Below are 13,630 nucleotides of genomic sequence, written 5' to 3' on the forward strand. Positions count from 1 at the left end.
AACATGCTTCACGAATCTAAATGATCACCCAAGCTACGAATCGTTTATTCCATATGTCAATACATGGCTGAAGGATTTCACCGGTGTCACACCTCGGCGGTGGGGTCGGGAAGGTGAACGTCCGATCGTTAGTCCGTACCAAAGTATTGACGCACCCTTACTTCACTCCTTAAAACATGAGTCGAAGCCTTCACCCCCCACCCCGGTCGGCTCCTCCGCGCGCCCGACCGCCGTATGGAAGGAAAAGCCGTGGCCTCCCCACGCCTGCTCCGCAGATGTCTGCTAGCCGCCCTGTCCGCCGTACTGGTCGCCTCTGCCGCGACCGGCGCGGCGCACGCGGATCCGCGGGACGCCTCCCCCACCGCCGCGACCACCGACGCGGCCGCCGCCGCGGTGGCCTTCTCCGACACCTTCGACGGTGCTTCCGGTTCCGCGGTCGACTCGTCGAAGTGGCAGATCGAGACGGGCGACAACGTCAACAACCACGAGCGGCAGTACTACACGTCGGGCAACAAGAACGCGGCCCTGGACGGCCAGGGGCACCTGGTGATCACCGCACGGAAGGAGAACCCGGCGAACTATCAGTGCTGGTACGGCACCTGCCAGTACACCTCGGCCCGGCTGAACACCTCCGGGAAGTTCAACGCGCAGTACGGGCACGTCGAGGCCCGGATGAAGATCCCGCGCGGGCAGGGCATGTGGCCCGCGTTCTGGATGCTGGGCACGCCGGTCAACTGGCCGGACTCGGGCGAGATCGACGTCATGGAGAACGTCGGCTATGAGCCCTCCACCGTGCACGGCACCATCCACGGCCCCGGCTACTCGGGCTCGGGCGGCATAGGCGCGGGCTACTCGCTGGCCAACGGCCAGGCCTTCGCGGACGCCTTCCACACCTTCGCGGTGGACTGGGCGCCCGACTCGATCACCTGGACCGTGGACGGCAACGTCTACCAGCGGCGCACCCCGGCCGACCTCGGTGGGAAGACATGGGTGTTCAACAAGCCGTTCTTCCTGATCCTGAACCTGGCCGTGGGCGGCTACTGGCCGGGTGACCCGGACGGTTCCACATCGTTCCCACAGCAGCTGGTGGTGGACTCCGTGTCGGTGACGACCGGCAGCACGTCCACCGGCGCGGCGATCAAGGGCCTGGCCGGCAAGTGCGTGGACATCGCCGGGGCGAGCTCCGCCAATGGGACCCCCGTACAGCTCTACGACTGCAACGGCAGTGCCGCCCAGCAGTGGACCGTGGGCTCCGACGGCACGATCCGCGCGCTCGGCAAGTGCCTGGACGTGACCGAGAACGGCACCGCCGACGGCTCCACGGTCCAACTCTGGGACTGCGGCGGCGGACCCAACCAGAAGTGGGCCGTCAGCGGGGCGAACGACATCGTCAATCCACAGGCCAACAAGTGCCTGGACGTGACCGGCAACAACTCGGCCAACGGCACCCGGCTGCAGATCTGGACCTGCTCAGGCGGCGCCAACCAGAAGTGGACGATCGGCTGACCCCGGCCGCGACGCCGCCCTGACCGGGTACACACTGCTGTACGTGTACAGCAACCCTTCCTGGTACCTGCGAGAGCTCCATGCACCCGCCGACGGCACGCCGACCGCGTTCGCCGAGGCATGGTTCGGTACGGCATGGTTCGGTACGGCATGAACCGCCGCCCCACACTCGACGGCGACGAGGGGCCCGGTGCCGTGGCGGCGCGGCTCACCGGGCGTCCGGCACGCGCCGTGCGCCCGGTGTCCGGGGCGCTGTCCGAAGTCGCCCTGGACGACGGGCGGTTGGTGGTGGTGAAGCGGAGCGAGGATCCCGGCGCGGTGCGTGCCGAGGCGGCGGGGCTGCGCTGGCTGGCCGAGGCCGGAGCGGTCCGGGTCCCGGCCGTGCACGGTGACGATCCGCGGTGGCTGGTGGTCGACCGGGTTGCCGAGGGGCGGCCGAGCGCGGCTGCCGCCGGCCGGTTCGGCCGGGACCTGGCCGCCCTGCACGCCTCCGGCGCACCGGCGTTCGGCGCCCCACCGCCCGGCGGCCTCGAGGACGCGTACATCGGACGCGCCCCGATGCGGAACCTCGACGGTGGTGACTGGCCCGACTGGTACGCGGAGCATCGGGTGCTGCCCTACCTGCGCCTGGCTGTCGACGCCGGCACCGTGCGTCCCGCGGAATCCGCCGTGATCGAGGAGTTCTGCGCACGTCTGCCGGAGCTGGCGGGCCCGGCCGAGCCGCCCGCCCGGCTGCACGGCGACCTGTGGAACGGCAACGTGCTGTGGGGCGGCGACGGCGAGGTGTGGCTGATCGACCCGGCCGCGCACGGCGGTCACCGCGAGACCGACCTCGCGATGCTCCGCCTCTTCGGCTGTCCCCACCTGGACCGGGTACTGGAGGGATATCAGGAGGCGGCCCCGCTCGCCGAAGGCTGGCGGGACCGGGTCGGCCCGCACCAGCTCTTCCCGCTCCTGGTGCACGCCGTGCTCTTCGGCCGCGGCTACGCCGAACAGGCCGTCGCGGCAGCGCGAACGGCCCTGGCACGCTGACCGGCGAGTGATTCGGCGAGTGATTCGGCGAGTGATTCGGCGAGTTGATTCGGCGGGCGGAGCCGGACGGGACCCGGTCGGAAGGCCGGGCAGGACCCGGTCGGAAGGCCGGACGGGGCCCGCCCGGAACGTAACCTCAGGAGGTCTCGGGCTGCTCGGCGTTCTTCTGCTTGATGCGCGCCGCCTCCTTGCGGACCTCGGCCTGCGTGGCGCGCTCCTTGTCCAGCCAGTCCGGCTGCTCCTCCCGGAGCGCCTCGATCTGCTCGGTGGTGAGCGCCTCCGTGACTCCGCCGCGGGCCAGCCCGGCGATGGACACCCCGAGTCGATCCGCCACCACGGGGCGCGGGTGCGGGCCGGTGCGTCGTAGCTCCCGCAGCCACTCCGGCGGGTTCGCCTGCAGCTCGTTCAGCTCGGTGCGGGTGACGACGCCCTCCTGGAACTCTGCGGGGGTGGCCGGGAGGTACACACCCAGCTTCTTCGCCGCGGTCGCGGGCTTCATCGTCTGGGTGCTCTGGTGCGACTTCATGGTGTCCAGACTATCGACCGCGCGCGGGGCCTGAGACCACGACGGGTAGCCTGGCGAGGTGACAGGCTCTGCGGCAACCCCTTCGTTCCGGCTCGCGTACGTCCCCGGGGTGACCCCCGGCAAGTGGGCGCGGATCTGGCACGAGCGCCTGCCCGGCACCCCCCTGGAGCTTGTCGCGGTCCCGGCCGCCGAGGCATCCCGCGTGTTGCGCGACGGCGACGCGGACGCCGCGTTCGTACGGCTCCCCGTCGACCGTACGGTTTTCAGCGCGATCCCTCTCTACACCGAGACGACGGTCGTCATGGTCCCCAAGGATCATGTCGTGACGGCGGTGGAGGAGGTGTCGTGCGCGGATCTCGCCGAGGAGACCGTGCTGCACCCCCTCGACGACGTCCTGGACTGGGAGCGACCGCCGGGGGAGCCCGCCTTCGAGCGGCCGGCCACCACGGACGACGCGGTCGAGCTGGTCGCGGCGGGCATCGGCGTTCTCGTCGTCCCCCAGTCCGTGGCCCGTCTGCACCACCGCCGCGACCTCACCTACCGCCCGGTCGTCGACGCCCCGCAGTCCGGCGTCGCCCTCTCCTGGCTCGAGGACGCGACCACCGACCAGGTCGAGGACCTCATCGGCATCGTCCGAGGCCGCACTCCGAACAGCACCCGGGGCCGCGACAAGCCCGCGAGCGAGTCCGGCTCCGATCGCAAGCGCACCGAGAAGGGCACGCCCACGCCCCGTAAGACCGCCGGGCAGGGCTCCCGGGGCGGTGCGGGCCGCACCGGCGGTGGACGTTCCGGCTCCGCCGGCGCCCCGAAGGGCACCCGACGGAGCAAGCCCCGCCGTCGGTCGTAGTTGCCGGAACACGGCAGCGAAACGGTTCGCCGACGTGAGGGTTCGCCGACGTGACGGTCGGCCGAGGTGTGTGAGGGCCCGGCCTCAGATCTCCTGTTCCGGCCAGTCCAGCAGACGTGCCCCGATGACCGCCGTCTGGAGCGTGTACCGGTGCACCGGGTCGGACGGGTCCGCTCCCGTCAGCTGGTGGATGCGCTCCAGGCGGTAGGTGAGGGCCCGCACGCTGAGAGTCAGGCGCCGCGCGGCCTCCGCGGCCGTGCAGCCGGACTCGAAGTACACCTCCAGTGTGCGCAACAGCGGCTCGGCACCGCCCCGGGCGTCCCGCAGCGGACCCAGCGCGCTGAGCACCAGGTCGGCCATGGCCTGTCGGTCCCGGGTGAGCACCGGGTAGACGAGCAGGTCGGCGGCGTGCACCACCGGGTCGTCGAGCTTCAGCCGGTCCGCCAGATCGAGGGTGCTCAGCGCCTCCTCGTACGAGTGCACCACACCGCCCGCGCCGGGCTGGGGGCGTCCCACGGCGACCCGGCTGCCGTCCGTCGCCGCGTGTGCCTGCTTGGCGAAGTGGGCGAGCACCTCGTGCTGGTCGCCGGGCGCGACACAGATCAGCAGCCCGTTCTTGGTGGCGAGCAGGATCCGCCGGTCGCCGAAACGGGAGTTCAGCGCGGTCTCCACCCGGCGGGTGACGGGCGCGGTGTCGTCGTACGCCTCGAGCCCCCGGGCCACCGCGACCGCGTGCGTGTGCGACAGGACGAGTCCGAATCGCTCCGCGCGTTCGGCGAGCCGGCCCAGGTCGCTGCGCCCGTAGAGCAGGTCGTCGATGAACTCGCGGCGCGCGGCCTCCTCCTGGCGCACGGCCAGCCGCTGGGCCCGCTCGTATCCTTCCGCGAAGGCGTCCACGGCCTGCGCCACCGCGGCCAGGACTCCGTCCGCGGCGCCCGGCGTGCCGGGCCACGCCGACCGGGTGGCCTCCAGGTGCTGCCGGACGAGAGTGCGCAGGCTGAGCCCGTCGTTCGCGGCCCGTTCCCCGAGCGCTCGGCGCTGGTCCAGCGCGGCGCGGGTCGGACGCCGGCCGGTGACGGAGACCTCCGCCAGCAACTCGGCGTACCCGTCGACATATCGCTCAGCCGCCCCCGGCTCGGCCACCGACGTCCCCCTGTTTCCTCTGCCCCTGTTACCCCGCCACCCCTGGCACGCCGTTGACGCGTTCGTGACGCCCCTCCGGCACCGTGAGCGTAGTCAACACTGCCGGAAAGCGGCAATGCGGGCCGTCGGCTCGGTCGATCATCATGTTCGCGGGGGAGCCGCAGGACACCCGGTGCCGGGCCGACGAAGGACCCGGCACCGGGTGCCCTGCGCAACAGTCGTGCGGATCAGCGCGCGTAGGACGCCTTCCGTGCCGTCTTCACCACCTTGTCGCCGTCCGCCCGCCCCAGCAGCCCGGCGGACACCCACGTGTCCACCGTGGTCCGTACCCGCGTGACCAGCGCGTCCTTGGTGCGGAACGGGGCCGCGGCCCAGATCTCGTCCAGCAGGGTCGTCCCGTCGGCCTTCGCGGGGTTGGCCACACCGGCGTCGGTCGTACCGAAGACGACCTGCGGTTCGGACCGCCGGAAGTAGGCGTGCGTGGGATTCTCGGTCCCCTCGAAGAACGGCGCGAACTCCGTGCCGTCGAGGGTGTGGTGGAGCGGTTCGCCGCTCACCGGGGTCAGGGAGGGCAGCAGGTCGCCGGAGAGGCCGGCGTCGCGGTACAGGCCGAACCTCAGGTAGTCCGTCGCCGGGTCGCGGGCGACGAGGTTGACCGGGCCGTAGAAGAGGGTCTGCAGCGACGGGTCGTCGAGGGCCTTCTCCACGCGCAGCCGGAAGGGCATGGCGACGCGTACGGTGTCACCGGCGCGCCACGTCCGGGAGACGGTGAAGTAGCTGCCCGGCGTCGGAGTGCCGGACACCGCACGCCCGTTGACCGTCACCCGGAATCCGGCGGTCGCCCAGGACGGCACCCGCAGCCGCAGCGCGAAGGCCGCGCGGCGGCCCCCGATGGTGAGGGTGCTGCCCTGCTCCCTCGGGTAGTCGGTGGTCTGGGTGACCGTGACGCCCTTCTGCGCCCAGGTCAGCTTGGACGGGCTGTACAGATTGACGTACAGGGCGCTGCCGTCGGCCTCCCTGAAGTACACCGAGTCCTGGTACTTCGTGGCGCTCTCCATGCCGGTGCCCTCGCAGCAGGTGGTGCCCTGCTTGGGTGTGTAGTCCCGGACTTGACCGGGAGTCAGTCCGATGAAGTACGTGACGAGGGGCTTTTCCGCGTCCGCCTTGTCCTGTTTGGAGCCGAGCACCTGGTTGTAGAGGGCCCGCTCGTAGTAGTCCATGTACTTCGGCGACTGCTCGTGGAAGAACAGCATCCGGCTGAGCTTCAGCATGTTGTACGCGCAGCACGTCTCGGCGGTCGTGGCGCTGAGGGTGCCGGCGATCACCCCGGACGCCTTCCAGAACTCCGTGGTGCTGGTGCCGCCGATGCCGTACATGCGTCCCGGTACGACCATGTCCCAGAAGTTCTGGGCAGCGGTGAGATAGCGCTCCTCGCCCGTGGCGTCGTACAGCCGGACGAGCCCGGTGAAGATCGGGATGTGCTGGTTGGCGTGCAGTCCGTCGAGGATGTCGGTGTTCGCCGCGCACGCGTCGATGAGCTTGTCGAGGTCGAACAGCCGGGCCAGCGCGAGGTGTTCGGCCTTGCCGGACAGCGCGTGCAGATCGCAGACGGCCTCGACGATGCCACCGAACTCCCCGCTGGAGAAGATGCCCCACATGCGCTGCAGCGTGGCTGCGGGCAGCTTCGACAGCCGGGAGTACATCCAGTCGCACATGCCCGACGCCAGGTCGAGCGCCCGGGCGTCGTCGGTGGCGGTGTACGCGTCGAGCAGGCCCCGCAGGATCTTGTGCGCGGTGTAGTAGGGCGCCCAGACCTTCGTGTAGTCCGGGCCGGTCATCGACTCCAGCTGGATGAACTGCGTCTCCGGGTACGCCGCCAGGAACCCGGGATGGCTGGGCGCGCCCCAGGTGCGGCGCAGGGTGGCGGTGAGGTCCCGGCCGGAGGCGTCCGCGAAGGTCGATCCCTCGGTCTCGTCGAAGGCGTACGACACGAGGTCGCCCGGGCCGGCGGGGGCATCGGCGGCCCGGCTGTCCTGGAGGCCGACGATCTCGGCCGCGGTGAGGGCGCGCGACCAGACGTTGAACTCGTCGACGGCGCCCGCGAAGACGGGATCGGCGGGGTAGTTGGATCGGCCGAGCCAGTTGTTGGCGAGGGTGCCGAGGGCCGCCGGGGTGAGGGACATGGATGTGTTCCGCGCGACGGCCGTGCCGTCGACGTACAGGGTGCCCGTGTCGCCCGTGAGCGTCACCGCCAGATGGCTCCACCGGTTCAGCGGCAGCGCGACCGTGCCGTTGAGGCCCTGCTCGCCACCGCCGCCGCCGGTGGTGACGGCGAAGCGCGGCACGCCGTTCGCGTTGCGCGCGGCCAGGTACAGGTAGCGGGTGGTGTCGTCGCCGAAGTCGAACACCCGGGCCCAGTTGGCGTCGTGCGTGGGTTTCACCCAGACGGACAGGGTGAGGGCCGCGGCGCCGCCGAGCACACCGGAGGGGAGGTCGACGTACTGGTAGGAACCGCGGACCTGCTCCGGCGCCGTCCCGAACCGCCCCGTGCCGCTGAGCACGCGCGGCTCGTGCCGCAGTGCCTCGCGCACCTCGGTGAGCGCCTCGACGACGGTGAGGGTCTTGTCGATGAACACCTGCTCGCCGGTGCCGGCGTACGCCTGCGACAGCATGGTGAGGAAGTGACCGGTGTAGTGCCCGCGGAGGTTGCCGTTGGCCTCGCCGTCCAGCCCCTCCCAGCCGCCGGGCGCGACCGCTCCGCCCGTGGAGAGACCGGCGTTGGCGCGGAACACCTGCACCAGTCGGTTCACGTCGTAGCCGCGCGCGTGGTCGAGCATCAGCTGCCGCTTCTCGGCGAACAGCCCCTGACCGAGCGCCACTTCATCGAGGGCGAACGGCTCTACGGTCCACACGGATGGTGCCTCCGAAGCCGAGGCGACGGCCCGGCCGCTCGCCGCATACGGGATCGCGGGCGTCACAGTGGCGATCGCCGCCGCCTGGAAAAGGTTCCGTCTGGAGAGGGGCGGTGCCATGTGTGCGCCTCCACGAGTCCATGGGTCAACGAGTGTTCACGGGTGCCGCGCGTTCGAGATATCGAACGGCGTGCTGATGATCGACCAGACCCTAGAGAAGGGGCGGGAGAGCGTCAACGGGGCGGGAGCGTCCAGTTCCGGCCGAGCGAACGGTCAGGCCGCCTGAGCCGTCCGTACCAGCCAGTCGTACGCCGTCCGCGCGGTGAACTCGGCCTGACCGCCGGGCAGGAGCAGATCCGCGGTGGCGAACTCCGGGGCGTCGGCCTGTGCGGCGATGTACGGCACGGCGACGCAGCGCATCCCCGCCGCGTGCGCCGCCGCCGCGCCCGGGGCCGCGTCCTCCAGCACCACGCAGTGGGCCGGGGCCGTGTCGAGTCGGCGGGCCGCCTCCAGGAACACGTCCGGCGCGGGCTTGCCACGGGCGACCTCGTCGGCCGACACGGCGGTGCGCAGATGCGCGTCCAGGCCCGTGCCGGCCAGGACCGCCTCGATGGCCTCGGGCGACGAACCCGAGGCCACGGCCATCGGAACTCCGTCCGCCGCCAGCAACTCCACGAACTTGGCCATCTCGGGGTACGCGCGCGTTGAGGCGCGGGCCAGCTCCAGATAGAGCCGGTTCTTTGCGGCGAAAAGCTCGTCGACGGAGACCCGCAGACCGTACCGGTCCTTCCATACGGCGACCGTCTCCAGCGTACTGATGCCGACGAACCCCTCGTGGTCCGACCAGGTGTAGTCCGGGACGCCGTGCGCCGCGAGGACCTGCCGGCCCGCTTCGTAGTAGTTCGGCTCGCTGTCCACGAGCGTTCCGTCGAGATCGAAGATGACCGCGGTGTCGCCGAGATTGCTCATGACGCCAGGATGTCAAAGGTCATTTCCGAGCTGCTCGCCCGATCGACTCCACCAGGGGCAGCAGCCGGTACGGGACGCGCTCGCGCAGGGCCACCTCGGTGCGGGTGCGGACGACTCCCGGAAGGCTGATCAACTTCTGGATCACGTCCTCCAGCTGCGCGTTGTCGCGCGCCACGACCCGCGTCAGCAGATCGCCGCCCCCGGTGATCGAGAAGGCCTCGACGATCTCCGGTACGGCGGCCAGCGCGTCGCCCACGTCGTCCAGATGCCCCTGGGTGACCTCGATGTGCACGAACGCCAACACGGGGTGGCCGAGAGCGGCGGGGGAGAGGGAAGGGCCGGTGCCGGTGACCACCCCGTCCCGCTCCAGCCGGTCGAGGCGGGCCTGCAGGGTGCCGCGGGCGATCCCGAGGACACGGGCGTACTCGCGCACGCTCGTCCTGGGCTGATCCAGCAGCAGCCGGAGAATGCGGGTGTCGAGCTCGTCCACGGACATGCTGTCCGCCTCCTCGTGCTTGGTTCGTTGGCCGGCCCGGTCCGTTGGCTTGCCAGGTCCGCTTGCCTGCCTGGTCCGTTGGCTTTGGCTGGTCCGTCTGCCCGCCAGGTCCGTTGGCTCGTCGGTGGACGGGCCGGAACCCATATGGCTGTGCCAATGGTCCAGCATTTCAGAGGTCACTTGAGCCAGCAGGGTCCGTAGTGCTCTTATGGGCAGGTCGATGGCGCTGCGGATTCCGCGGCGCCTTTCTCATGCCGGGGGCCGAAAGGCTCGTGCCGGGGCCGAAGGGCTCACTCAAGCCAGGAGCCGAAGGTGGCGGGAAGCATGCTGAAGAGGGTGTTCGTGGCGCCGGATCCGGGGCGGGTGCGGCTGCGGTTCGCCGCGCGGGCGGTGTTCGGGATCGGGTCGGCGGTGGTCCTGTGCGGGCTCGCGGGACACTCGCTCGTCGGCGCCGTCACCGGCGGCCTCGCCGCGCTGCTCGCCCTGTTCACCGTCACGGACGCCACGGTTCGCGGTCAGGCCCTCACCACCGCGCTGCTGCCCGTCGTCGGCCTGCCCGTGCTCGCCGCCGCGGCCGAACTGCACGACCACCCCGTCGCGCGGGACCTCGCCTTCCTCGCCGTCGTCGGCGCCGGCGTGTACGCGCGGCGCTGGGGGCCGCGCGGGCACAGTCTCGGCGTGTTCGCGTTCATGACCTACTTCGTGGCGCAGTTCCTGCACGCCACCACCGACCGACTGCCCGAGCTGTACGCCGCCGTCCTGCTGTCCGTGTTCACCGCCGCGATCGTGCGCTTCGGGCTGTGGTGCTACGAGCGCCGGTTGCCCCCGGCCCCCGTTCCCGCCCCGCCGGGCGGCAGCGGTCTCGCCCGGATCACCACCCGCCAGGCGATCCAGGCGACCGCGGGCGCGGGCTTCGCCCTGGTCGTGGGGCAGCTGGTGTCCGGACAGCGCTGGTACTGGGCCGTCGGCGCCACCTGGTGGATCTTCGTCAACACCACCTCGCGCGGCGAGACCCTGGTGCGCGGCTTCCGCCGGGTCCTCGGCACCGTGATCGGCATCGGGCTCGGCCTGCTCGTCGCCGTCCCGCTCGACGGGGCCGTACTGCCGACGGTCCTGATCCTCGCCGGCTGTGTCTTCGGCATCTTCTACGCGGCCGCCGTGTCGTACACCTGGATGATGCTCTGCGTGACTCTGCTCGCCGAGCTGCTCTACGGCCTCCTCGGTGTCCTGGAGCCCGGGCTGCTGGCCCTGCGGTTCGCGGAGACCGGCGTCGGAGCGGCCGGCGCCGTGCTCGCGGTGCTCTTCGTCCTGCCCATCACCACGCACACCGTCACCGACGCCTGGATCCTGCGGGCGCTGCACGGCGTCCGCGCCTGCACCGCCGAGGCCGCGGCCCGCCTGGCCGGCTCCGCGCACGCCGACCCGGTGCCCCGCGCGGCCGAACTGGAGCAACTGCTCGGCCGGGTCCGGCTGTCCGTCGCCCCGCTGGTGCACCCGCTCAACCCGATGCTCGGCCGCAAGCGGCGCGCCCGCCGGGTCCTGGCCCTGCTCGACGACTGCGCCCGCGAGATCCGCGGCCTGGTCGCCGTCGCCGCCGACCCGGAGGCCTCCCACGACACCCGCCTGACCACCGCGTGCCGACGAGTCGAGACAGCGGTGGAAGCGCTGACCGGGGGTGCCCTGACGGGGCCTGGTCCTGAGGGTGAGATGGCGGCGCGGGGTGGCCAGGCGCGTGGTCGGCCGGTGGGGCGGGCCCTGGCGGACGGTGTCCCGACAGCCGGTGTGCTCGCGGACGGCGTGTTCACCGCTCCCGGTGTCGGCGGCGGCTCACGCGCCGGAGTCGGGGACGGGAACGGCCTCGGGGACGACGCGCGCGAGAACCTCACGCCTCTCATGCCGCCGCACGCATCCGCACCCGCGCACGCACCCGCCCTGGCTCACCTGCACGGCCTGGAGCGAGCCCTCGCGGAACTCGCCAAACCCCTGAGGGCACCCTCGGGCTCGCCGCTCGTCGGAGCCTGAGGCGCCGTCCGGCGGCAGCGAGAGAAGGCGCCCCAAACCGCCGCCTTGGTCTAGACCTCACGTGATCGACTGCTCTACCGTCGCCCCCACGGCACAGGACCGAGAGGGGACCGCGGTGGCACACGGCGGCAGGCGGGGACGGCGGGCCTTCATCGGGTCTTTCACGGCGGCCGGAGGCCCCGGCATCGTGACGGCGGCCGTGGCCGAGGGCAGCGGCGCGTTGACTCTTCTGAGCAGCCTGGACGGCCTGCCCGACCCGTCCTACCTGGCCCTCGCACCCGACGGCGGCACGCTCTACGCGGTGAGTGAGACCGCCGAGGGCGCGGTGGCCGCGTACCGCGTGAACGGCGACAGACCCGAGCCGGCCGGCCCACCGGTGCCGATCGACGGGAACGGCCCCACCCACCTCGGCGTCCACGCCGGGCACGTCCTCACCGCCAACTACGGCTCCGGCAGCGTCACCGCCGTCCCCCTCCGCCCCGACGGCACCCTCGCTCACGCCCCGTCCGGAGTGTTCCGGCACACCGGCTCGGGCCCGCACACCCCCCGCCAGCACGGCCCGCACGCTCACCAGGTCCAGCCCGACCCGAGCGGCCGCTGGGCCGTCAGCGTCGACCTCGGCACGGACTCGGTGCGGGTGTGCACGCTGACCGACGGCGGCCTCGTGCTCCACCGGGAGATCGCGCTGCGGCCCGGCTCAGGTCCGCGCCATCTGGCCTTCCACCCGGACGGCTCGCACGCCTACGTCGTCAACGAGCTCACCCCGACCGTCACCGTCTGCCACTGGGGCGCCGCGGACGGCACGCTGGAGCCGCTGGCCGAGACACCGGCCCTGCCCGGCACCCCGGACGGCCACGCCTATCCCTCGGGGATCGTCGCCTCGCCCGACGGGCGCTTCGTGTGGACCGCGATCCGGGGCGAGGACGTCCTGTCCACGTTCGCCGTCGAGGGCGAGACCCTGCGGCTGCTCGGTACGGCCCCCTGCGGCGGCCACTGGCCCCGGGCGCTCACCGAGGCGGACGGTTTCCTCTACGTCGCCAACGAGCGCTCCGGCGACGTCACCTGGTTCGCCCTCGACCCGGCGACCGGACTGCCGTGCTTCGAGGGCGCGGTCGAGGTGACCGCGGCCTCCTGCGTGGTCATCGGCTGACCCTCTCGCCCCGCCCGCATGGCGAAGGGCCCGCTCCATTGGGAAACGGGCCCTTTCGCCGTACGTCGTGCGGTGCGCGTCAGCGGACCGGCGCGCCCTGCGGCTGCGGCGGGGCGATGCCCAGCGCGGTCGTGTACTTGGCCAGGGCGAGCTTGCCGATCGCCGGGTAGGGGCCGAGCGCCTCGGCGGCGGAGCAGCCCACCTCCCTGGCGGCCTCCTCGATCAGGCCCGGGTCGATCTCCGGCCCTATCAGGTACGGCGCGAGTGCCAGCTGCTGCGAACCGGAGGAACGGAGCTGCTCGGCGATGGACGCGATCGAGCCGTCCTGGTCGAGGGCCGCCGCCATCACCGGCACGGCCAGGCGCGCGGCGAGCAGCATGCCGGTGATCCCGGCCGCCTGCACGGCCTCGTCGCCGCCCACGGAGGCCAGGATGATGCCGTCCGCCGCGGTCGCCACGGTGAACAGACGGGCGCGGTCGGCGCGGGCCAGACCGGCCTCCGACAGCCGCACGTGCAGCGCCTCGGCGAGCAGCGGGTGCGGGCCCAGCACATCGGTCAGGTCGGCCGCGACCCGGCTCTCCATCACGGCTTGGCGGACCCGACGCAGCAGCGCGCCGTCCGGACCGGCCAGCAGCGGCACGACGACCGCCACCGGGCCGTCGGGCTCCTTCACGTTCATCCCCGCGGCCTTGGCCTGCGCGTATCGAGCGGTGCGCTCCTCCGCGGCGTGCGTCAGCACGGCCTGCAGCGTGGGGAACTCCGCGTCGTCCCCGTCGAGGTACCCGATCCGGGCGTCCAGGCCGGGGAGCTCGGAACGCGCGATGCTCACGACCTCGTCGGCGAGACTGCGCGTGGCGATGCCCGGGGTGCCCGGAACCGCGAGAACAAGCGCGGGGGCACCCTCGGGAGCCGCCAGGGGCTCGGGTCGGCGGTGCCGCCCGGGCTGGCGAGGTCGCGGCATTCGTACTGGCAGGCCGGACGCGGGCCCAGTGGGGGAGCTCATGGCGTCGCATGTTACTGGTTTCCT

At 72.0% G+C, this 13,630-nt stretch carries 11 protein-coding genes; 5 read left to right on the forward strand and 6 right to left on the reverse strand.

What is annotated here, in order from left to right; translation table 11 throughout:
• Positions 1-249 precede the first annotated feature (249 nt).
• Together AB0H86_RS18835 and AB0H86_RS18840 are read left to right on the forward strand one after the other, a co-directional pair.
• A complete protein-coding gene (locus AB0H86_RS18835) occupies positions 250-1,506 on the forward strand; it encodes a family 16 glycosylhydrolase (RefSeq protein WP_362439271.1) in 1,257 nt (418 codons plus the stop codon).
• A gap of 150 nt (positions 1,507-1,656) precedes the next feature.
• Entirely contained in the window at positions 1,657-2,538 is an 882-nt protein-coding gene (locus AB0H86_RS18840; RefSeq protein ID WP_362439274.1) for a fructosamine kinase family protein, read from the forward strand.
• 136 nt (positions 2,539-2,674) lie between these two features.
• On the opposite strand, the gene AB0H86_RS18845 is transcribed toward AB0H86_RS18840, so the two are convergent.
• Positions 2,675-3,064: a DUF5997 family protein gene (locus AB0H86_RS18845; protein WP_362439277.1), complete on the reverse strand. Its 390-nt coding sequence runs from the start codon at positions 3,062-3,064 to the stop codon at positions 2,675-2,677.
• A gap of 58 nt (positions 3,065-3,122) precedes the next feature.
• Here AB0H86_RS18845 and AB0H86_RS18850 point away from each other — a divergent pair, with 58 nt between their 5' ends.
• Entirely contained in the window at positions 3,123-3,911 is a 789-nt protein-coding gene (locus AB0H86_RS18850; RefSeq protein WP_362439280.1) for a LysR family substrate-binding domain-containing protein, read from the forward strand.
• An 84-nt stretch (positions 3,912-3,995) separates the two neighbouring features.
• Here the strand turns inward: AB0H86_RS18850 and AB0H86_RS18855 are convergent, their stop codons facing one another.
• The 4 genes from AB0H86_RS18855 to AB0H86_RS18870 form a co-directional block, all read right to left on the reverse strand.
• Positions 3,996-5,054 (reverse strand): helix-turn-helix domain-containing protein, encoded by a 1,059-nt coding sequence (locus AB0H86_RS18855; RefSeq protein WP_362439283.1) that lies wholly within the window; start codon positions 5,052-5,054, stop codon positions 3,996-3,998.
• Between the two features lie 227 nt (positions 5,055-5,281).
• The gene (locus AB0H86_RS18860; RefSeq protein WP_362439286.1) at positions 5,282-8,086 is read right to left on the reverse strand and encodes a beta-L-arabinofuranosidase domain-containing protein; all 2,805 of its coding nucleotides are present in this window, start codon (positions 8,084-8,086) and stop codon (positions 5,282-5,284) included.
• A gap of 153 nt (positions 8,087-8,239) precedes the next feature.
• Complete coding sequence (locus AB0H86_RS18865; RefSeq protein WP_362439288.1) at positions 8,240-8,935, reverse strand: HAD family phosphatase; 696 nt, start codon at positions 8,933-8,935, stop codon at positions 8,240-8,242.
• Positions 8,936-8,954: 19 nt separating this feature from the next.
• Positions 8,955-9,431, reverse strand: a complete 477-nt coding sequence (locus AB0H86_RS18870; RefSeq protein ID WP_362439291.1) for an Lrp/AsnC family transcriptional regulator — start codon at positions 9,429-9,431, stop codon at positions 8,955-8,957.
• Positions 9,432-9,755: 324 nt separating this feature from the next.
• On the opposite strand from AB0H86_RS18870, the gene AB0H86_RS18875 reads away from it, so the two are divergent.
• Complete coding sequence (locus tag AB0H86_RS18875) at positions 9,756-11,453, forward strand: FUSC family protein (protein ID WP_362439294.1); 1,698 nt, start codon at positions 9,756-9,758, stop codon at positions 11,451-11,453.
• 115 nt (positions 11,454-11,568) lie between these two features.
• Positions 11,569-12,603 (forward strand): lactonase family protein, encoded by a 1,035-nt coding sequence (locus AB0H86_RS18880; RefSeq protein WP_362439297.1) that lies wholly within the window; start codon positions 11,569-11,571, stop codon positions 12,601-12,603.
• Positions 12,604-12,682: 79 nt separating this feature from the next.
• Here the strand turns inward: AB0H86_RS18880 and AB0H86_RS18885 are convergent, their stop codons facing one another.
• On the reverse strand, positions 12,683-13,606 hold the full coding sequence (locus AB0H86_RS18885) for a hypothetical protein (RefSeq protein ID WP_362439300.1): 924 nt from the start codon (positions 13,604-13,606) through the stop codon (positions 12,683-12,685).
• Positions 13,607-13,630: the final 24 nt, after the last annotated feature.

This window comes from Streptomyces sp. NPDC050997 (genome assembly GCF_040660135.1).
Taxonomy (GTDB): domain Bacteria; phylum Actinomycetota; class Actinomycetes; order Streptomycetales; family Streptomycetaceae; genus Streptomyces.

Coding starts and splice junctions, on each gene's coding strand:
- AB0H86_RS18870 (WP_362439291.1), bottom strand. CDS start 9,431: ATGTCCGTGGACGAGCTCGACACCCGCATTCTCCGGCTGCTGCTGGAT.
- AB0H86_RS18875 (WP_362439294.1), top strand. CDS start 9,756: ATGCTGAAGAGGGTGTTCGTGGCGCCGGATCCGGGGCGGGTGCGGCTG.
- AB0H86_RS18885 (WP_362439300.1), bottom strand. CDS start 13,606: ATGAGCTCCCCCACTGGGCCCGCGTCCGGCCTGCCAGTACGAATGCCG.
- AB0H86_RS18865 (WP_362439288.1), bottom strand. CDS start 8,935: ATGAGCAATCTCGGCGACACCGCGGTCATCTTCGATCTCGACGGAACG.
- AB0H86_RS18840 (WP_362439274.1), top strand. CDS start 1,657: ATGAACCGCCGCCCCACACTCGACGGCGACGAGGGGCCCGGTGCCGTG.
- AB0H86_RS18845 (WP_362439277.1), bottom strand. CDS start 3,064: ATGAAGTCGCACCAGAGCACCCAGACGATGAAGCCCGCGACCGCGGCG.
- AB0H86_RS18860 (WP_362439286.1), bottom strand. CDS start 8,086: ATGGCACCGCCCCTCTCCAGACGGAACCTTTTCCAGGCGGCGGCGATC.